This window comes from Paenibacillus contaminans (assembly GCF_003285015.1).
Lineage (GTDB): Bacteria > Bacillota > Bacilli > Paenibacillales > NBRC-103111 > Paenibacillus_V > Paenibacillus_V contaminans.
Genome location: NZ_QMFB01000041.1, coordinates 48,773 through 70,461, shown reverse-complemented (window position 1 = coordinate 70,461; position 21,689 = coordinate 48,773). Strand labels below are relative to the sequence as shown.

General features: G+C 54.7%; 13 protein-coding genes. 6 read left to right on the top strand and 7 right to left on the bottom strand.

Going from position 1 to position 21,689, the window contains the following annotated elements; genetic code table 11:
- Positions 1-543: 543 nt before the first annotated feature.
- The 3 genes from ligA to pcrB form a co-directional block, all read right to left on the bottom strand.
- Positions 544-2,577 (bottom strand): NAD-dependent DNA ligase LigA, encoded by a 2,034-nt coding sequence (gene ligA / locus DQG23_RS37355; protein WP_113036147.1) that lies wholly within the window; start codon positions 2,575-2,577, stop codon positions 544-546.
- Between the two features lie 61 nt (positions 2,578-2,638).
- On the bottom strand, positions 2,639-4,933 hold the full coding sequence (gene pcrA, locus DQG23_RS37350) for a DNA helicase PcrA (protein WP_113036143.1): 2,295 nt from the start codon (positions 4,931-4,933) through the stop codon (positions 2,639-2,641).
- Positions 4,934-4,983: 50 nt separating this feature from the next.
- Positions 4,984-5,673, bottom strand: a complete 690-nt coding sequence (gene pcrB, locus DQG23_RS37345; RefSeq protein ID WP_113036142.1) for a heptaprenylglyceryl phosphate synthase — start codon at positions 5,671-5,673, stop codon at positions 4,984-4,986.
- A 264-nt stretch (positions 5,674-5,937) separates the two neighbouring features.
- On the opposite strand from pcrB, the gene DQG23_RS37340 reads away from it, so the two are divergent.
- The 5 genes from DQG23_RS37340 to DQG23_RS37320 all read left to right on the top strand — a co-directional run bounded on the left by DQG23_RS37340 (position 5,938) and on the right by DQG23_RS37320 (position 16,866).
- Positions 5,938-6,636, top strand: coding sequence for a response regulator transcription factor (locus tag DQG23_RS37340; RefSeq protein ID WP_113036141.1), 699 nt, complete (start codon positions 5,938-5,940; stop codon positions 6,634-6,636).
- Positions 6,633-8,036, top strand: a complete 1,404-nt coding sequence (locus tag DQG23_RS37335) for a sensor histidine kinase (protein ID WP_113036140.1) — start codon at positions 6,633-6,635, stop codon at positions 8,034-8,036. Before DQG23_RS37340 ends, DQG23_RS37335 begins: the two co-directional genes overlap by 4 nt.
- A gap of 155 nt (positions 8,037-8,191) precedes the next feature.
- Positions 8,192-8,980: an ABC transporter ATP-binding protein gene (locus tag DQG23_RS37330; RefSeq protein ID WP_113036139.1), complete on the top strand. Its 789-nt coding sequence runs from the start codon at positions 8,192-8,194 to the stop codon at positions 8,978-8,980.
- Positions 8,973-11,786, top strand: coding sequence for an FtsX-like permease family protein (locus tag DQG23_RS37325; protein WP_158560903.1), 2,814 nt, complete (start codon positions 8,973-8,975; stop codon positions 11,784-11,786). Before DQG23_RS37330 ends, DQG23_RS37325 begins: the two co-directional genes overlap by 8 nt.
- Before the next feature lie 181 nt (positions 11,787-11,967).
- The gene (locus DQG23_RS37320; RefSeq protein ID WP_113036137.1) at positions 11,968-16,866 is read left to right on the top strand and encodes a DEAD/DEAH box helicase; all 4,899 of its coding nucleotides are present in this window, start codon (positions 11,968-11,970) and stop codon (positions 16,864-16,866) included.
- A 71-nt stretch (positions 16,867-16,937) separates the two neighbouring features.
- On the opposite strand, the gene DQG23_RS37315 is transcribed toward DQG23_RS37320, so the two are convergent.
- The 4 genes from DQG23_RS37315 to DQG23_RS37300 all read right to left on the bottom strand — a co-directional run bounded on the left by DQG23_RS37315 (position 16,938) and on the right by DQG23_RS37300 (position 19,633).
- Entirely contained in the window at positions 16,938-17,174 is a 237-nt protein-coding gene (locus DQG23_RS37315; protein WP_113036136.1) for a glutaredoxin family protein, read from the bottom strand.
- A gap of 622 nt (positions 17,175-17,796) precedes the next feature.
- On the bottom strand, positions 17,797-18,189 hold the full coding sequence (locus tag DQG23_RS37310; protein ID WP_113036135.1) for a VOC family protein: 393 nt from the start codon (positions 18,187-18,189) through the stop codon (positions 17,797-17,799).
- Positions 18,190-18,252: 63 nt separating this feature from the next.
- Positions 18,253-18,672 (bottom strand): hypothetical protein, encoded by a 420-nt coding sequence (locus DQG23_RS37305; protein WP_113036134.1) that lies wholly within the window; start codon positions 18,670-18,672, stop codon positions 18,253-18,255.
- Positions 18,673-18,766: 94 nt separating this feature from the next.
- Entirely contained in the window at positions 18,767-19,633 is an 867-nt protein-coding gene (locus DQG23_RS37300) for a helix-turn-helix transcriptional regulator (protein WP_113036133.1), read from the bottom strand.
- Positions 19,634-19,954: 321 nt separating this feature from the next.
- Between DQG23_RS37300 and DQG23_RS37295 the strand changes: the two genes are divergently transcribed.
- Positions 19,955-21,469, top strand: coding sequence for a sulfatase family protein (locus tag DQG23_RS37295; RefSeq protein ID WP_113036132.1), 1,515 nt, complete (start codon positions 19,955-19,957; stop codon positions 21,467-21,469).
- Positions 21,470-21,689: the final 220 nt, after the last annotated feature.

Genomic DNA, 21,689 nt, shown 5'->3' with positions numbered 1-21,689 from the left:
CATGTATTAGGCACGCCGCCAGCGTTCGTCCTGAGCCAGGATCAAACTCTCCATAAAAGTTGAAGCCAAGGCTTCTTTTATTTCGATATTGATTTGCTCATTGCGATTTGTTGCTTTTTTGCTGGCTTTATTTCGCTCATTGTTCAGTTTTCAAGGAACTTTTGTGTCTTTCGACATGATACGATGATTTTCGCATCGCTGCCGTGACAGGAACTTATATTATCAGGTTTCGAAGTGTTTTGCAAGTCTTTTTTACAACTTCTTTTTCGAGCTTGCTCGACGCTTCTAGCCGTTTTTGGCGGCGAGAACCAATATAACATATATGTTCAATCAAATGCAAGCATGAAAATTCACTTTAATAATCTTTACAATAAAGCTTTGACATATTCGAATTTGGCTTGCATAAATGCTTTCATCATACAGACGGCTTATAACAGTACTTATAATAAGAAATTAGCGAACGGTCTGTACGCAAATCAGTGTCGCGCGATAACGGCAAGAGCTGCCCCATCCCGAATTCCAATGGGACAGCCCCTCCGTTCTTTATTCCTGATAGCCCAGCAATCGCCGCAGCTCCTGCTCGTCGTCGATGATTTGGATCCCTAGCTCTTGCGCTTTCGCCAGTTTGCTTCCGGCGCTTTCGCCTGCAATGACGATGTCGGTTTTCTTCGATACGCTGCCGGTCACCTTCGCACCAAGCGCTTCCAGCTTCTTGGCCGCTTCATCCCGCCCCATCGTTTGGAGTGTCCCGGTAAGCACGACAGTCTTGCCGTTAAACGGATTGTCGGCATTCGCAATCGCCGCTTTCTCCTCCGCAAAAGGCTTCACCCCTGCCGCCAGCATTCTTGAGATGCTCTCGCGCATCAACGGATCGGCAAAAAACGAGACAATGCTGTCCGCTACGATATCTCCGATATCCGGCAGACCGACAAGTTCTTCTTTCGTTGCCTGCATCAGCAGATCGAGGCTTCGATAATGATCGGCCAGCACTTTCGTCGTCGTTTTGCCGGTATTCGAAATACCCAAAGCAAACAAGAACGATGCCAAATCGCAGTCCTTGCTCTTTTCGAACGCTTCAAGCAGCTTGGTCGCCTTCTTCTCGCCGAAACGTTCAAGCCCGATCAATTGATCGAATTGCAAATAGTAGAGATCCGCCGTATCCCGTACGTTCAACTCATCGTATAGCTGCTCCGCCGTAGCAATGCTGAACGTATCGATATCCATCGCATCGCGGGATGCAAAATGCGTGATGCGGCCGATGAGCTGAGGACGGCAGCCCAGCTTGTTCGGACAAAAAATATGCGCGCCGCGCTGCTCCAACGCCGAGCCGCAGGCAGGGCAGGCTTCCGGGACCGTTATTTCGGCTCCGTCGTTCTCCTCGGTCACTTTGCCCAAAATTTCCGGTATAACGTCGTTAGAACGGCGAATATAAACGAGACTGCCCAACGCATGCTTCAAATTTTTGCGCTCGATGTCTCCGATATTGTTCAAGGTGCAATTTTGCACGGTTACGCCTGCCAGATCAACGGCCTCCACCTTGGCGACAGGGGTAAGCTTACCCGTACGCCCCACTTCCCAAGATACGGATAAGAGCGTCGTCATGGCCTCTTCCGCCTCGAACTTAAAGGCAACCGCCCAGCGCGGGAATTTTTCCGTATAGCCGAGCACATCGCGGGTGCGCATATCGTTTATTTTGACGACACCGCCATCGATCAAATAATCGAAGCTGCTGCGTTGCGCCGCCATATGTTCCAGTTCCTCCGCAACCGCTTCGATCGAATCGAAAAACTTGACGTACGGGTTCACCTTGAACCCGTTATTGCGCAGAAATTCTACCATTTCCTTGTGATCTGCGAATTGCAGGCTGTCCGCGTAGCCGATATTGTAAATAAAGGCGTTCAGCTTCCGTTCCGCCGTCACTTTCGGATTCAGGTTGCGAAGAGCGCCTGCCGCGGCGTTCCGGGCATTTTTGAGCGTTTCCTTGCCGTTGGTTTCGGTCGCTTTGTTATAGGCTTCGAGCACCGACAGAAACATCATGCCTTCACCCTGGACCTCTATGACGCCCTCTTTATACGGGATTTGCAAAGGAATCGAGCGAATCGTGCGGACTTGAGCCAGAATGCCTTCTCCGACCGAACCGGTCCCTCGAGTCGCCGCTTGAACAAGTTGGCCGCCTTCATAAGTAAGGTTAAGCGTCAGCCCGTCGAACTTCAGCTCCACGACGAACGAAAGCGGAGGCAGCGGATCGTCCTCGTGTGCAGCGTTGTACTGATCGACCAGTTTTTGGGCACGGGCATGCCAAGCCATCAGGTCGTCGCGGTTTTGCGCTTTGTCGAGACTCCACAGCCTGGCAGCGTGCTTATGCTCTTCAAATCCCTTGAGAATGTCCCCCCCGACCCGTTGCGTAGGCGAATTGGGCATAATGACGCCCGTCTCCTTCTCCAACGCTACAAGACGGTCGTAGATAACATCGTATTCCTTGTCGCTAAGCTCCGGTTTATCGAGCGTGTAGTACAGATAGTTATGCCGGTTGATTTCGTCGATCAGTTCCTGCAAACGAACCGTTTGATCCGCCACTTTGAAATCATCCTCTCTGGAATAATAACGGCATCCGCGTTTTATGAAGCGAAACCGCAATTTACACTTTCGTAATCGGAGCGAACTTGGCCAGCAGCCGCTTTACGCCGACCGGTGCAGGAAAGGCAATCTGCAGCTCCGTATCGTCTCCGCTGCCCTTGACGGCTACAACCGTGCCTGTCCCCCACTTGCCATGAGACACCTTGTCGCCGGTCGAAAAATCAATCGCCTTGCCTGCGGCTTGAGCTGCCGGCTGTACCCGCGAACTTGGCTGTACCCCGGAAGATGCCGCGCCGCCGCTTGGCTGCGCATTCCGCGAGGCGCTCCAGCTGACTCCGCCGCCCGAGCTGCTCCAGCCGCCCGAACCGCCGGCAGCTCCCATTCGCCCCCGTCCGCGAACAGGTGAAAGAGATTCCTTCAGCTCGTCAGGAATTTCCTTCAGGAACCGAGACGGCATATTGGAATTCGTCCGTCCGAACAGAGTCCGCGTGCGGGCGCTGGTCATAAACAGCTCTTTCTCCGCCCGGGTGATGCCGACATATGCCAGCCTGCGTTCTTCCTCCAGCTCCTCGTTATCCTGAAAGGCCCGGCTGTGGGGAAATACGCCTTCCTCAAGACCGATAATGAAGACGGTCGGGAACTCCAAACCTTTGGCGCTGTGCATCGTCATCAGGACGATTGCGCTTTTGGGCGTTTCGTCAGCGTCCTTGTCCATCGAGTCGATATCGGCGATTAAGGCGAGATCGGTCAGGAACGAGACAAGCGACTTGTCTTCGTTACGCTTCTCGAAATCGATCGTAACGGATAAAAACTCGTCGATGTTCTCAAGCCGGGAAGTCGCTTCAAGAGTACGCTCCCGCTGCAGCTCCAGCTTGTATTCGGTTTTCTCCAGCATCGCTTCGGTCAGCTCCGTTACGGATAAATATTCGACCATTCGCGATAAATCGTCCACCATGTCGCGGAAATCGTACAGCGTATTTCTCGTTCGGGCATTGATGTCGACATCGTCGAGATTGCGGAGCAGTGCAAAGATTGAAACGCCCATCTGGCCCGCTTTTTCGGAGAGCTTATCGACCGTAGTGTCGCCGATCCCCCGCTTCGGCACGTTGACGACACGCATAAAGCTGATATCGTCGTCCGGATTGGAGATGAGCCGCAAATAGGCGAGAATATCTTTAATTTCTTTACGGTCGTAGAACTTGATTCCGCCGACTATTTGATAAGGAATTTCCGACTTAATCAGAATTTCCTCGATAACCCGGGACTGGGCGTTCGTGCGATATAAAATGGCATGATCCGAATATGATTTCCCTTGCGAAACGCCTTTGTTGATCTCCGAAGCGATAAAATAACCTTCCTCGTGCTCCGTATCGCCTTCGAACAGCCGGATTTTGGCGCCGTCTTCCTTACTGGTCCACAGATTTTTCGGCTTGCGTCCGGTATTGTTGGAAATAACTTTGTTGGCCGCATTCAGAATGTTGCCTGTCGACCGGTAGTTCTGCTCGAGCAGGATGGTTGTCGCCTCCGGATAGTCCTCCTCGAAGCTTAAAATATTGGAGATGTCGGCCCCCCGCCAGCGGTAAATCGATTGGTCGCTGTCCCCGACGACGCAAATGCGGTGATGTTTGTCGGCAAGCATCTGGCAGAGCATATATTGCGCCCTGTTTGTATCCTGATACTCGTCCACGTGAATGTACTGAAATTTATTCTGATAGTGCTCGAGCACCTCGGGCACTTCCTTAAACAACTGGATTGTCGTCATGATTAAATCGTCGAAGTCGAGCGAATTGTTGCTTCTAAGCTTTTTCTGGTACAGCTCGTATACTTTGGCCACAACACCCGTAAAATAATCCCCGATTTTGGCCGCGTAGCGCTCCGGCGATATCAATTCGTTCTTGGCGCTGGACATGGCGGCCTGCACGGCCTTCGGCTCGAACTTCTTCGTGTCGACGTTCTGTTCCTTCATACATGTCTTGATTACCGACAGCTGATCGGCCGAATCCAATATCGTAAAGTTCGAAGTAAACCCGATTCTCGATATGTCTCTGCGCAAAATCCGCACGCACATGGAGTGAAACGTCGATACCCATATGTCCCGCGCGGAGCCGCCTACGAGCTTCTCGACGCGATCCTGCATCTCGCGCGACGCCTTGTTCGTAAACGTAATCGCCAATATGCTCCATGGCGCCACTCTGCGCGCTGCAATTAAATAAGCGATCCTGTGCGTAAGCACGCGCGTCTTGCCGCTGCCCGCGCCGGCCATGATAAGAAGAGGGCCGTTGACGGCTTCGACCGCTTGTCTTTGCTGCGGATTCAGTCTGGCAACCGCTTGGTTGATATCTATCATTGCATTCATAACATTTGTCCTTCCCGTAATGATCTTATACTGACGCCGTTCAGTTCGCGTTATCCCTTAACGGCACGAACGGTCGAAAGCGCCTTATCGATATCGTCGTATATGACATTGCCGACTATGACGGTATGCGCCGCTTCCGCAGCTTCCCGCGCCCGATCCGGGCCGTCGATGCCGCCCCCGTAGAAAAGCCGGGCTTGCTGCAGCACGGCCGAGGCTTTGCGTACCAGCTCCATATTGCCGAACGTGCCGCTATACTCCAAATATAATATCGGCAGCCGGAACAGTCTGTCCGCAAGCCTGGCGTATGCGATCAAATCTTTCTCGTCCCGCACCTCCGTCGCGCCGGTAACCTTGGCCGCGGTCGAATGCTTATTCAATATAACGTAAGCTTCGGGAACGATCAGATCCCAATCCATCGTTGCGCCGAATTCACGGACCGCCTGCTGCTGTTGTCCCGTTATCCACTGTCCGTCTTCCGTATTAAGTACAACCGGAACGAAGTAGGCGTCGAAGCCGGGCACGATCGCATCGCTCTCGGAAATTTCCAGCAAACAAGGCACCTCATAGCGCCTCACGCGCGAAAGCAAATCCACGGTATTGTCGAATGTAACGCCGCTTGACCCCCCTACCATTACGGCATCCGTCCCCGATTCGCACAGCAAGTCGAGGTGCTCGTCGGACAGGTATCGGTCAGGGTCGATTTTAAATATATGCTTCCAGCCTGATATGTCGATAGGCAATTCCTTTTCCCTCCGCTTCGCATGCAATCGCAGCTTCGAACAAGCCCGACTGACGCAGTTCAATTTCAGTCTATGCGAGGGAATTCGGCCTGTCAAATAGCTGGACAACCGAACATATGTGCGCTATCCTTATATTACCAAATGGCGGGCGCCGGGTCAATCGGGTACAGGCCGGCCGCAATTGGACATAAACGCCTCGCATGCTACAATCACCGATAATAGATACGCAAGAACTTACTATATTTTTGGCGGGAGTTGAGCACTATGATCCGTCTGCTTTGGATTGAAGACGAGCAGCGATTGCTGGCGGAAGGGCAATCTTTTTTGCAAGCGGAGGGATTTTCGGTGGCATCTGCCGGGACGGTCCGTGATGCCGAAGCCATGCTGAACGGTCAGACGTTCGACTTTATTTTGCTGGATTGGATGCTGCCCGACGGCTCCGGGATCGAGCTTTGCAAGCAAATTCAAACCCGCTGGAAAACGCCCGTTATGATGCTGACCGCCAAAACGGACGAATTCGATAAGGTTCTGGCGCTGGAGATCGGGGCGGACGACTATCTCACGAAGCCGTTCGGCATGCGCGAGCTGCTGGCGCGTATCAAGGCGGTGCTAAGACGCATGAACAAATGGAGCGAACCGGCAGCAGCCCCTGCCGCTTACGAATTGACAAGAGGAGAGCTGCGCATCGATGAACGCAAGCATACCGTCGTCAAAAAGAGCGAGGAGATTCCGCTGACGCGTACCGAATTCGCGCTGCTCCTCCAGCTCGCCAAGCATCCCGGCCGGGTGTACAGCCGCCTGCAGCTGATGGACGAAGCGCTGGGCGACGCCTACATCGGCTTTGAGCGTACGATCGATTCGCATATTCGCAATCTGCGCAAGAAAATCGAAGACAATCCCGTCGAACCGCAATATGTGTTAACGGTTTTCGGGATCGGCTACAAGTTCGGAGAAGGCTTGTGAAGGCGCCCGGATTCAGGGGAGCGTCAGGCGCCGGCCGATTGCGTCAAATACCTGTGTCCTTGCCCAAAGCGATTGTCGTTCGGGGAATCGTCATCACGCTGCTTCTGACCGTGACGGCGGCTGTCGTCGTCTGGTGGACGACGGCTTCCCATGTCCGGCAGGAAAAGCTCCGGAACGATTATTTTTGGGACTCTTACTTAACGACCCTGTACGACTTGCAAGGCTCTTGGCCCCGCGTAGCGGATAAACTGACGGCGGACAGGGCTTCCTATGCCGACTTCGGCCGACTTCGGATATGGGATGCGGAGCGGCTGCCGGTTTTCGAACCGGAAGGCGCCATCGCGAGCACCGATTCGCCGTCCGGCGACCCGGAATTGAAGCCTATTCTCTATCGGGGGGCCGTCGTCGGCTATTTTGACGCAGCCCCGCCGCTTCGTCCGTTCATAGCCGATTGGAAGCCGTTCATCTGGATTTTTGCCGCGGCGGCCGCCGGGATCGGTTTGTTCCTCGCATTGTCTACAGCCGCGAAGAACGGACTATCGGACGAACGAGCGCATATTCGCGGCAGGCTTTCGCGACTGCTGGCAAATAGCCAAGCCACCATCGCCGGGAGAGAAGAAACCCTTCAATCGGAGGTGCGAAGCAATCGCGAAGCCGGTGCACTTGACCAAAATATCGAGCATTTGCTCGGACAGCTGGAGCTCCGCATCCGCAAGCTCGAGAAAGTGCGCAAAACGATGGTCGCGGATATCGCGCACGAGCTCCGGACACCGCTCGCCGTTATGCGGGCCCAGTTGGAAAACGCTTTGGTCCGCCAAGCCCCGCTTTCACCCGAAAGTCTTGTGCTGCTTCATGACGAGGTATACCGGATTACAAAGCTCGTTCACGACCTTCAGCAGCTCGCATTGGCGGAATCCGGCCATCTCCCTTTGGAAAAACGGTGGTTTTCGCTCCGCGCGCTGACGTCCTCGGTTGCAGAGACGCTGGAGATAACAGCCGAAGAAAACGGCTGCCGGATTTCCGTCGCTTGCCCGGACGAGGCGCGCACATACGCGGATGAAGCGAGAATCCAGCAGGTGCTGGTGAACGTCATCGGCAATGCCGTCCGGCATGCGAGGTCAAGCGTTCGCATCGCGGTGGAAAGCAGCGAACGGCAAACGGTTATTTTCATTACCGACGACGGCTCGGGCATCGAGGAAGAGGAGCTCCCGCACGTCTTCGAGCGGTTTTACCGAGGCTCCCGCAAGACGGACGGGAATGGCGCCGCCGCAGGGCTCGGTCTTGGACTCGCGATCGTAAAGGAGTATGTGGAAGCGCACCGGGGCAGCGTAACCGTTCGCAGCGAATGGGGCATCGGCACGACATTCGCCGTAGCGCTCCCCGTTTTTGCCGAAGCATAAGGAAAAGTCACGCATTCATGTTTGCGGAATAGCGTACCTATCCGAGCCTTTATTTTTCTGCACCAAATCTGCACAAGTTCTCCATTCCGGCTGCAAACCGCCGTGCTACATTGCAAATGTATAATTTACGAATAGCAAAAGGCGGTGCATACCGAATGAACGGAACTCATTTACAAAGAAGCGAGAACAACACGGTCGATGAATCCAGCCGAGCGGCTCGCACACATTCAAACGAAGGCGTTCCCTTGATCGAAGCAAGGCAAATCAGCAAAACGTTCGGGAAAGGCGAATCGGCTACGCGCGCGCTCAAGCATATCAGCTTAAGCGTCCGCAGCGGCGAAATGGTCAGCATCATGGGTCCGTCCGGGTGCGGCAAAACGACGCTCCTGCACTTGCTGGCAGGCATCGAAAGAGCCGACGAAGGCGAGGTCGTGATCGACGGCAACCCTCTGCAGCGCATGAACGACGATAAGCTCTCCGCTTTTAGACTGGCTCATATGGGCTTTGTTTTTCAAACGTATCACCTTATTCCCGTCCTCCATGCACTGGATAATGTCGCCCTGCCGCTCATCGGCAGAGGCTTGTCCGAAAAGGAAGCGAAGGCGCGCGCTCATGAAGCGCTGGTGCAGGTCGGTCTGGCCGACAAAGCAAAAAGGTATCCATCGGAGCTTTCCGGCGGCCAAAACCAGCGCGTTGCCATAGCGCGGGCTCTGGTAGGAAACCCGAAGGTCGTCTGGGCGGACGAGCCGACCGGAGCGCTCGACAGCAGTACGGCGGAGCAGGTGCTCGGGCTTTTGCGCAAAATGAACGAACAGCGGCGGACGACGATCGTCATCGTCACGCATGATCCGCAAATCGCCGGCCAGACCGATCGAATCGTGCGGATGGAAAACGGCCGAATCGTCTCCGAGCAACCGGGAGGAGGCGCAGCCGACCGTGCTTAGATCCCGATTAATTTGGAAAATGGCTTGGCAGCACCTGAAGAACAACCCGAAGCAAACCGTTCTATCGATTGCCGGCGGCTGTATCGGAGCCATGCTTATCATCGCAGCTCTTGTGTTCCATCATTCCTTCGAGCATAGCGGAAAAAGGTGGATGGAAGCTCATTTCGGGGCGATTGACTGGGAAATTAAGCCCGTCCGCCCTAATACATCCTTCACACCGGAGGAGAGCGCTCAAATAGCCGACAAGCTCGCCCCTTTCCGCTTAACTACGCTCCCCGTCGTAAGAACGATCGGCACCGCAGTCAAGCTTGATGACGAGCGGAAGCCGATACGGGCGTCCGCAGGCACGCTCGTGCTTGGCTTCGATTTTGCCGCGGCGGCCGCTTTCGATGACGGAACGCAGACGCTTTCGGGCACTTCGCTTACGGAAGACGAAGCGATCGTCTCCGCTCCCGTCGCCTCCCAGTTGGGCATTGCGCAGGGCGATCTCTTCGGTATTTATGAGCAGTCGGGCGAGCTCCGGCTGCTGAAGGCGAAACAGATTGCGGAAGAACGCGGGATAACCGGATATCGGGGTAGCGAGAACGCTTCCGGCACGATTATCGTCAGACCCGAAACCGCGCGGAGTCTCGCTGCGCTCGATGACGGGCGCTTCCATTCGATGTTGGTCACTACCGGCCTTCACTCCGCATCCCCTCCTCATTTTCCGGTACCGATGCCGCTTTTCGAGGTGGAGGAGCAGAAGGAGACCGCTATCGGCAAGGTTAAATCGCAGCAGGCGCAATACGGGATTACGTTCCTCATTGCGAGCGTCGCGGCCTCATGCGCTGGAGCTCTTCTGCTTCTACAGGTACTGCTGATGCTGGCCGATATGCGCAAAGAGCAGCTCGGCGTACTGCGGGCGCTTGGCATGAACAAACGGCAGGTTCGCGTTATTTTCGGTACGGAGGCCGCGCTGCTGAACATCCTTAGCGTTACGTTCGGTACGCTGCTTGGCAGCGCGCTCGGCTACGGACTCATCGGCTTTTTCCGGCAGCAGCTTGCCGATACCTTTCAGCGCTACGAAGGGTTTTCCATACCGCTGCTCCCGCATTTGCCGGTAAAGACGGTTCTCATTACTGCGGCCGTAGTGGCTGCCGTTCAAATGGCAATTACGGTTATTGCTTCACGAGCGTTGACAAAGCCGTCGATCGTGCAAACGCTGCGCGGCGAAGGCGCCGAACCGGCTGCAAGCCGGCGGCGATCGTCTCCCGGCCGTTACCTGCTGCTTGTCGTTTGTGCGGCCGTATCCGTGCTTCATCTGATTCAAACTTTCACGCCGCTCGGAAAAGATTGGCTCGCTACTATGGGGGCGGGTTCGGCTAAAGGCTTGTCCGTCTTCGGCATCTGGCTGACCGGCTCCATCGCTGCGGTTTATGTCGTCCTGCAGGCTCTCCCGCTTTTACAAAAGGCGGTCTCGCCCATGTTTAGGAGAATCGGCGTTAACCAGGTGTCCGCCATGCTCGCTTTCCGCTATCCGTTAAGGAAAAAAAGCCGCGCTTTCATCGTTTCGGCCATATTCAGCATCGTATTCATGATGTTGACTACGACCGTTGCGATCAGCTATCAAATGTTGTACGCGTCCGAAGGCAGCATCGTAGAGGACTCGGTAATGGGTTACCCGGCATATGCCGCTTATTCGGACGATGCGGAACGCGATGCGCTCATACGTACGGCCGAAACGGAACCGCAATTAAGCGGGCTGATCCGGCGCACGAGCGCAGTCTCGCCTTATCGGCTTAATATAAGCGCCGAAGGCGTCTTGCAGGAAATGAGCGCGTTCAGCGTCGTTTCTTACGATGCCTCCTTTTTTCTTAACGGCCGCCTTGAGATGATCGAGCGCTCTCCGCGCTTTGCCAGCGACGAAGAAGCGTGGAATGCGCTGCTTCAGCAGGATAACGCGGTTATATTGGATGAAAAATACCGGTACGAAGCGGACCTATGGTCGGATACTTACCGTAAAAGCAGCCTTCCTCAGCGGCCGCTTCACGCCGGCGACAAAATCGTACTGACCGTATACGAGAAATCCGCGGAGCCGAATACGCCTAATTTCGGAAAGCCTCCGAAAGCGATAGCGCAGAAGGAAGTGGAGATCGCCGGTTTTGTCAAAGGAAATATGAGCACGGAGTTTTACAGCTTGATGGTCGCAAGCCCATCCTTTTACCAAGCCTTTAAAACTGAAGGGTTTAAGTGGCCCAACCACCCCGAAGTAGGATACGTGTTTTTCGATTTCGACGAACGGAATGCCGAGGCCACGGAAACGATATTGGATACGTTCGCGCTTAACCGCCAGGACGGCCTGCAAATTCCGTTCCGCCAAACGACGGGATTGCTTCTCGGGTTGCGGCAGATGGTGCTTATTTTCGTGGCGTTTATGCTGCTCTCCGTCATGATCGGGTTATGCGGACTGGCGATCGTACAATACCGGGCCGTTCACGAAAGGGCGAAGCAGATGGCGATGCTGCGCTGCATCGGTTTTGGCCGCAAGCATATCGCGCATTTATTTATGCTTGAAGGCTCGGCGATCGGATGGATCGGCTTGACGAACGGCCTTTTGTTCGGCTCGACAGGCGCTTATTTGATATTCAGCCTTCTCGCATCGCAAAGATCGCCGATGGAACCGCATATCCCATTCCAATATCCGTACCTTCCCGTCTCGCTGCTGTTCTTCGGCTTGCTGGCTGTGACGCTCCTGCTGAATGCCGCGCCTGCCGCCAAAAGCTTGCGGCTGACGCCGGGACAAGCGATTCGCGAGGCTGACTTATAGATGGACGACTTGCCGATAATGGAGGTAATGACAGCTTACGACGATTGGTGAAGCCGGGGAATTTTCTTCGAATCGGTCGGCCCAGACGGTTTGCCGGACGGCTTGGAATCATCCTTTCCTTCCTTCTTTCTTTTTCGATATACTTCTAGTAATAAAGATGTCCGGAGATCGAGGTGCAGGTATGAGCGAATTCGATACGTTGGGGTTTCATCCGGTAATTGCAAAGTGGTTTACGCAAAAATTCGGGCAGCCGACCGATGTGCAGCGGCAGGCCTGGGCTTCTATTGCGACTGGAGCGCATACGCTGATTGCCGCGCCGACGGGTTCGGGCAAAACGTTGGCCGCTTTGCTGCCGTGCGTTAACCGCATCGTGTCGGATAAAGAGCTCCTCGCAGACCGCCTGGAGCAAGCGAGGGCCGGCTTAGATGCTGCAAGCGGAGCGCACGATACGAGCAAAAGGACGCCAGGCGTCCGGCTGCTCTACATTACGCCGCTGAAAGCGCTGAATAACGACATCCACCATCATGTCATCGGCTTTGCCGAAGAAATGGCGGAGACGGCTTCGGCGGCCGGCCGCTTCTGGCCCGGCCTGAGAATCGGCGTGCGAACCGGCGATACGCCGCAAAGCACGCGTGCTTCGATGCTGCGCCAGCCTCCGGATGTGCTTATCACGACGCCGGAATCGTTCTATATCATGCTTACATCGTCTAAGGGACGCGACATTCTTCGTACCGTCGAACAAATCGTCGTCGACGAAATTCACGACCTAGCCGCGGACAAGCGCGGCCTGCATCTGTCGGTCACGCTGGAAAGGCTCGTCGAATGGTGCGGCCGTTCGCCGCAGCGCATCGGCGTCTCCGCAACGATCCGGCCTTTGGAAACCGTCGCCCGTTATCTCGGGGGTTGGGAGTCGGGTCCGGAAGCCGGAAACGGAACAAGCGGCGATTCCGGAAGGGCAAACTTGCAGGCAAGAGACGGAAGCCTTACAGACGGGGGCGATGCGGCCGGCGGAACTGGCTGCGGCGATACGGTGGACGGGTCCGAGAATGGCAAGGTCATGGAAACAGGGCAAGAAGCTCCGGCGCATGTTAATGGAACAGCTGACGACGGCGATGCGGAAGAAAACGAACCACCGTCCCTATATCGGCCAAGGCCGGTCAATATCGTCGAAAGCGCGATGCGCAAAACGTTCGAGCTGTTCGTCACGATGCCGGATCAAACCGTCATTTCGAAAACGAAGGAAGCGTCATGGACGCCGCTGATCAGCCGCCTTGTGCAGTTGATGGAAGGCTGTCGGACGGTCATCGTGTTCGTCAATACAAGACGTCTTAGCGAGCGGCTTACGCAGCGGTTGAATGACGATGCGGGCTATGAGCTCGCCCGCGCCCACCACGGCAGCGTCGCCCGCGAAAAGCGGCTCGAGGTCGAGCGCGCGCTCAAGGCCGGCGAGCTGCGCTGCCTCGTCGCTACGGCGTCGATGGAGCTCGGCATCGACGTAGGGCATGTCGATCTGGTGATCCAGATCGACTCGCCGCAAAGCGCGGCCGCGGGCATCCAGCGCATCGGCCGGGCCGGCCACGCCGTCGGCGACGCCAGCCGCGGCGTCATCCTGGCGCGCAGCCGCGGGCTGCTGCCGGAGTGCGCGCTGCTCGCGCGGCATGTGGCCGAGCGCACGCTCGAGGACATCCGCGTCCCGCAGGATGACCTCGACGTGCTCTGCCAGCAGGCGGTGGCGATGGTCGCCACGGACGACTGGCAGCTCGGCCGCATGCACCGCGTGTTAGCGCGCGCCTACGGCTACCGCGGGCTAACGCGCAAACGGCTTGCCGCTGCGCTGCAGACGCTGTCCGGCTACTTTCCGTTCGCGCGTCCCCTGCTCGACTGGGACCGCGAAACCGGCCGGCTTCACCGCCGCAGCGTAACGCAGATGGCCGCCATCATGGGCAGCGGCACGATTCCGCAAAGCTCCGCCTACCCGGTTCACCACGCGGAAAGCCGGCTGCATCTCGGCGAGCTTGATGAAACGTACGTGCACGAAAGCAGAGTCGGTGACGTTTTTCAACTCGGCACATCGTCCTGGATGATCCAGTCGATTCAAGCGGATCGCATTTATGTAAAGGAAACCGCCAATACGTTCAGCGAAATTCCGTTCTGGCTGGCGGAAGCTCCGGGACGCAGTTTTACGCTATCGACCGAAGTCGGCCGGTTTATGGCAGCGATCGAGCGGAAACTCGAATCAAGGGAGGAAGATTCCGATAAACCGGAAAGCTCTTTCGATACGGAAAACATCAAGCAGACCCTGCAGCCATCTTTCTCGCCTATAAATCGGCATCTTCATAAGAATGAGGCGCTTCAACCCGGCCCCGGTGACCCTCCCGTTCCAAAAACGGACGCCGTTATCGCCGACTGGCTTGCTTCAAGCTATTTCATGGACGGTCCCGCCGCCGAGCAGCTTATCTCGCTTGTCCGTTCGCAGCGCGCCGCAAGCGCGCTGCCTACTGACCGGCGTATCGTCATCGAGCATTTTCAAGACGAGACGGAGCAGCATCATCTTATTATCCACAGCTGGTTCGGACGGCGGCTGAACCGGACGTGGCAGCTCGCCCTTCAACGGTATTGGGAAAACCGTCTGCCTTTCCGTTTCTATGCGCATGCGAAAGATAACGGGATCGAGTTCGTATTCCCCGAATGGGATGCCGATCGGATTCCGAGTTTGATGAACTTAGGGGCGCACAATGCGGAAGAACTGCTCCGGGAAGCCATTCCATCATCGCCTTTATTCGGCGCTTCTTTCCGCCGTTTGGCCGATACGTCGCTGCTGCTGCCGCGCTCCTATACCCGGATGCCCGCAGCACGCAAAAGACTGCTTAGCGAAAGGCTGCTGCGGGACGCAATGCCGTACGCGGAGCATTTTCCTTTTATCGGGGAAGCGGTTCGGATCGCCCTGACGGAGCACCTTGATCTCCCCGGGTTAACGGAAGTGCTGACCGGCTTGCAGAACGGGCATATCGAAGCGGTAATCCGCCGCGTATCGTTTCCGTCCCCGTTTGCCGTTCAGTTTATCGCCGACTATGTGAACACTCAGCTGTACGAATCCGATGCCGTCAGCAAAGATTTGCAGCTGCAGCTGCTTAGTCTGAACAAGGAATTGGCCGGCGAGTGGTTTGGAACCGATACATTACGCAGCATGCTGGAGCCTGTCGTTTCCTCCGTGGCCGGAAGCGGCCTCTTGCAGCCGGAGCAGCGGCCGGCAGGGAAGCCTGACGACGTGATCCGATTATTGAAGCAGCGCGGGGATATAACCCGCGATGAGTTGTTGCTCCGATTAACGTCTGGAGGCGAAAACCAGCGCCAAGGGCCGGATGACGGTAGCCATGTTACATCCGGTTCGGCAATCGGCGATTCCGCAGTTGAAACGCCCGCTTTATCAAAGGAGACGGCCGCCTCATTCGTGGAGGAGCTGCAAAAGCAGCGAAAAATCGCAACTGTCACGATCGCCGGAGAGGAACGGTTCATCGCCGCCGACGAGAAGGAAACATACGCGAGTTTTCCCGACGACCCGCATGCCGTCACATTTATTTTGAGGCGGTATCTGGACGGCCAGCTTTCCATTACGGCAGAACAGCTAGCCCATGTCTACGGTTTTTCGGACGGGCAGGCGGCTCGCATCATCGAAGAGTGGGCGGATCAGAACGTCGTCAGCCCTTCCCCGTTCTCCGAACCCGGAGAGACAAGCCATTGGACGAGCCAATCCGTGCTTTCGCGGCTTATCCGCTTGTCGTTGCGGCATTTTCGCGATCAGGCCGAGCCTGCCGATCCGGTTCGTTATTGCACGGAGCTGCTTAAGCTTCAGCATGTCCGAGCCGATTGCCGATTGAACGGAGCGGAAGGCTTAGTGGCGGTCATTACCCGGCTTCAAGGATTGTTCCTGCCCCTTCCGGTTTGGGAATCGATCGTTTTTCCGTCGCGTTTGACGGACTACCGCAAAGAAACGCTAGACCTGCTATGCGCAGGCGGAGAAGTCATTTGGATCGGGCGCAAGGATCCTGGGGAGAAAGAGGGCAAAGTCGCCTTTTTCCTTGTCGAAGCCAAAGAACTGATTGCCCCGTTCCTGCCGACAGAGCCGAAATTGGAACAGGAGCAGACCTCCGCTTCCGGCTTGTATTCGCTGCTTATGAGCAATGGGGCTTCCTTTCTCTCAGCGATCAGCCGCACAACGGGACGAGCCCCCTCCGAGCTTATGCCGGAGCTGCTCGAACTTGTTTGGGCAGGGCTTATTTCCAATGACCAGTTCGCCCCGCTTCGCATGCATGGGACTTCGAGCGGCAAAACGGCAAAGTCAGGTGGAAAGTTTCAATCCGGCCTCGGCCGCTGGTATGCGCTGCGTTCCTTGAAGGACGACTCGGTCAAACCGGAAACTGCGGTGATGAGCTGGACGCATCACTTATTGGCGGCGAACGGACTGATTACGAAGGAAATGATGACGGAGCGGCTCCCTTACGCTTGGGAAAGCTTGCAGGGAGCGGTACGGCAGCTGGAGGATTGGGGGATGCTCACGCGCGGACTGTGGGTACGGGATATCCCTGCCCTGCAATTTTCCACAAAAGAATTGGTGGAACGGCTGCGGCAACCGGACTGGACGGCCGATACGGGGATGACGCTGCTCGCTTCGCTCGATCCGGCCAATCCGTTCGGTCAAACGGTGAAGTGGCCGGACATGCCGAACATCTCGTTCTCCCGCAAAAGCGGCAATTACCTTGTGCTGAAAGGGGGCCGCTGGCTGTATTGGATCGAAAACAACGGCAAGCGGTTCTATACGATCGACGGAGCGGCTTTGCGGCGGGAAACGCCATCAAGCCAAGCCGCTGCTTCCGTCGCCGGTCCCGGCGAACCCGAAGCATACGATGCTATTCGAACGATCGCCAAGTCGCTCCTTCAACTGCCCGGCATGCGCAAGGTCGTAATCGAAAGCTGGAACGGAGAGCGTGTGCAGCATACGGCCGCAGCTCCTCTCTTCGAACAACTGGGCGCCGAGAGGGACGGCGCATCGTTCGTGCTCTGGCCGAGCAGCTTGAAATAACTACCCTTTCGAACAAACGGAAAAATCCGGCTTTGCGAAATCATTCGCAGAGTCGGATTTTTTAATTGGACTTAACGTCCCGCCAACAGCTCGAGCAGCGCTTCTTTGTCGAAGCCCTTGATAGCCCGATCGCCAACCACGGTTACCGGAATCCCCATAAAACCAAGCTTTTCTACATCCTCACGGTACTCCTTGTTTGCAAATACGTCCCGTGTTTCGAAATCGACGCCTTTATTCGTAAGCAGCTCCTTGACCCGCTGACAATCGGCACAGCCCGGGCCGGAATAGACGATTATTTGATCTGCCATCCTGAATGCCTTCCTTTCAAAAACGCGTTTCTTCTTATGGTATAACAAGGACCTGCCGAAAGCAACGGCGGTACGTGACCAGCCGCAGTCATGCAACGCCATACCGCTCTGAGTGCCGGCACAAGGTGCAAAAAGCCAAAAATCGCTACGGACGGATAGACTCGCTGCACAAAGATCCGCCTGTCGTCTGACTATAAGTTGTTTGAAACTGCAGCATACATGCAGAAAACCCGGTCTAGTACAGGATCAAGTCTAAAACTAAGGATTGGTAAAGACCTGGTTACGAAAGCAAACACGGATGTCGTAATGGTTATGCAGAGATCGTGCGCTTAGTGGAGAAAACCTTATTGTTAATAAGGCTGTCCGCATTATTCCACCGGGAAAATGCTCCTTCTCGCCCGTTAGTGAGCCAAACGGCATTATCAATTTACTTTGCCTCACCAATAGTTGCAGTTACCTCATTAACTCGCCAGAACTCGGGTTTTCGGCTAGAAACAGTGAGATTTACCTCACTGATAGTAACCTTTTCCTCATTATGCCCCCAGAACATGAGTTTTCGGCGAGAATAGCGAGGTTTGCCTTATTTACAGTCGCCTTTTCCTCACTATTTCTAGGATACAAGTCATCGGTGACAGTTGACATATGAACCGCTCGTGTTGTTAATTTCCCCCAATTCAATACGATTTCCATCTGGATCATGAAAAACTGAAATAGTACCCCAAGAAAATTTTAAATTCTTTTTAGTGAACCGAACACCCCGATCTTCTAATTGTTTAACAACAGGCAGAAGAGAGTCGACATCAAAACGAAGAACAGTCGGGTTTTGTTCTCTTGTTTTTTCTTGATTTCCCCCAGTACCGCCTTGTTCAACCATTAGATACCCGTGTGGGAGATCAAAGCAAACTAGTGTATCTTTAACGTTTCTTACTTTTAACTGCAAAATATCTCGATAAAAAATAACACATTCTTCATAGCGTTCGACAAACAGAATGAAACCAAATTCATGAAACTTCACATAATCCCTCCTGAAAACCTTTTTTGTTTGGTTACGTTAAGCTATCGAATCGGCCAGTTTAGTTTAACTAATTCGATTGATTGCTTTTTGCAGTTTTTCTCCATACTTGGTTTCAGTGAGCTTGGGGGTTTGCGTTTTCGAGTCGACATCGCTGTAATAAAGAATGAGATAGTTGTTTGCATAATAGACAATCGGGGAATGGGAACTGAGAAGTTTCTGACGTTCTTGAAAACGATTTTGTCCGAGTTCCCTTTTTTCTTTTGAATCAAAATCATAAACCATTATGTTTTCTACGGTGTCATTAAGTTGATAACTGATCGGTGTGATTCCATCAAATATAAAATGATCATCAATTTTGGGGAGCTCAGCAATGCTTATTCCTTCCGAACCAATAGCCTCAACAATTGAAGCCTTCCGCGGTTGACTTGAACAAGCACATAATAGTAAGAAACTCATTAATATCATAAACGTACCTTTTACCATAGATTCACCCCTTGATTACATATCCAAACAAAGGATTAGACGCAAAACATGTAAAATGTTTCCACCATATTCACCTATTACCTACTCTCCGCCTCTATCCGCCGACTCCCCTTCTATACTTCGTCGGAGACAGCCCGAAGTAAGAGGTGAAGGCACGCGTGAACGCGTACAGGTCAGGATAGCCGACGGACAGGGCGATTTCGGTTACCGGCTTATCCGTTTCGCGAAGCAGCAGCGCACCCTTGTTCATCTTGAGCCGCTGCATGTATTGGAGGGGCGATACGCCCATCCGTTCGGCGAACACGCCTGAAAAATGCGATCGATGTACGCCGACATAAGCTGCGGCATCCTCGACCGTAACGCCTTCGAAAGCATGCGTATCGATGAAATCGACGCTTTTTTCGAGCCATGCCGTTCGCGTTGGCTTATTGGACGGCGTCTCGGGAGAAGGCGACAGCCGGGCAAACAGCCCGTAAAGCAAACCGATGGCCTGCAGGCGTCCGCCTTCGGTATCGGGATGCCGAATCGCATGCAGCAGCCGCCTCAGCATGTCATCGGTCTCCTTGTTCAGCGCCCCCCGCACGAACGGCATGTCGTGACTCATCCCGATCGTCTCCAGCAGCTTGACCGCATGCGGGCCGTCGAACGCGATCCAAGTCATCTCCAGCTGCAGCAGAGCAGGGTCGATTTTATATTCGTAGACGGCTCGCGGGAACATGGCGAACAAATCGCCTTTTTTGAGCGCAATTTGCCGATCCTTATAGGTAAACAACACCTGGCCTTCCCTTACAAAATGAATACTGCAGCACTCGATCCACTTCGGTCCCGCCTTGTAGCTCGGCTTGGCCTCGCATCTTCCCGCGCGCAGCGGCCACAAAGCCCCTTCCTTCTCCAAAACGGAAGGGGTACAGTAAATCAACTCCGCGTACTCCGTATCATATTCCTTCATTCGCTGACGCATTGCCCTGCCTCCTCCCGCGTGAAAACGTCATCGCCATCCGTCCGGCCGCCGATTACATGCTTCAGCCTCATATTCCATATCCTATAGCTTAACCTACACCCGACATAATGACAAATCAGGCGACACAATGGCATTCCGGTCCGGACGCCGTATCCTTTACAATGAAAACAGTAGGCGCTCATCGCTAGTAATACGATCGAAGTCTGAATAAGCGGATTGCTTGTCATGCCATGCGCCTATAGTTCAGGAATGCTTGTCATCCGGATTCTGCGCTTAAGCTGATCGAATACTGCGTTTCGATGTTCGAGGAGGAGATTTTGCATGAAAAAACCGAATGTTCTGCTTATCACAAGCGACCAACAGCATTGGAATACGATCGGCGCCTTCCAGCCGGAAATTTCCACGCCGAATCTGGATAGGCTCGTCCGCGAAGGGACGACGTTCACGAGGGCGTATTGCCCGAATCCGACATGCACGCCGACGCGGGCATCCATCATTACCGGCCAGTATCCAAGCCAGCACGGCGCCTGGACGCTCGGTACGAAGCTCCTCGAGGATCGTCATACGGTCGGGGAAGATTTTCAAGCCGGCGGCTACAAAACGGCCTTGATCGGGAAGGCGCATTTTCAACAGCTGGGAGCCACCGAGGAATACCCGTCTCTCGAATCGTACGACTATTTGAAGGATCACGAATTTTGGCGGACGTTCCACGGACCGTTCTACGGCTTCGATCATATCGAGCTGACGCGCAACCATACGAACGAGTTTCTGGTCGGCCAGCATTATGTGAATTGGCTTGAGGACAAAGGCTGCACAAACTGGCGCGACTATTTCACTCCCCCTACAGGAACGATGGACCCGAACCATCTCTTTTCGTGGGACATTCCGGAGGAGTACCATTACGATACGTGGATTGCCGAACGGACGAACGCGATGCTTGAGCAATACAAAAATAACGACGAGCCGTTCTTCCTCTGGTCGAGCTTCTTCGACCCGCATCCGCCGTACTTGGCTTCCGCGCCATGGGATACGATGTACGATCCGGATAAATTGGCCATCCCTGCGGTCACGCCCGGCGAGCATGACAAAAATCCGCCTCACTTCGCCATGACGCAGCTCGAGAGCCCGGATTTTTCGGCTTGGAAGGAAAGCGGCTTGTCTATTCACGGCTATCACTCGCACACTACCCACTACCCCGGGGACGACGCCAAAAAGCTGGTAGCCGTATACTACGGCATGATCAGCCTGATGGACAAATATATCGGCAAAATTCTCGACAAGCTCGATGAGCTTGGGCTTGCGGACGATACGATCGTCGTGTTTACGACCGACCACGGCCATTTCTTCGGCCAGCACGGCCTTCAGTTCAAAGGCGGCTTCCATTACGAGGACTTGATCAAGCTGCCATTCCTTGTTCGATATCCGGGACATGTTCCTGCTGGGGAAACAAGCGGCGCGATTCAATCGCTCGTCGATTTGGCGCCGACGTTCCTCAGCTTTGCCGGCCTTCCGGTTCCGCGTACGATGTCCGGCGTCGATCAAAGCCAAGTATGGCTCGGCAAGCAATCCGAGGCGCGCGACCATGCCTTGGTCGAATTCCGTCACGAGCCGACGACGATTCACCAGAAAACGTACGTTAACGCCCGCTATAAGCTAACCGTATACTATAACCAAACGTACGGCGAGCTGTTCGATCTGGAGACGGACCCGGGCGAGCTCGACAACAAATGGGACGATCCCGCTTACCGGGAGCTGAAAACGGAGCTGCTGCTCAAATACGCATGGGCGGGCCTGGGTGTCGAGCCGATGCCGATGCCGCGCGTTTCGGGAGCATAGGCGCTTTCGATAGCGATAACGCCGCTGTGCTGCGTACAATCGACGACATGAAGAACGCAATGCGACGGAGAACAGCGCGTAGGCGCTCCCGTCCGTTAGTAAACGCCGGATAAACAGTAGAGCATACTTTTTTGTTTATCCGTCAAATCCTTTTTGGCACTAGAGCCGGTTGCTTGCAGCCGGCTCATCTTTGCATGCGAATGTGGTAAACTAATAAAGC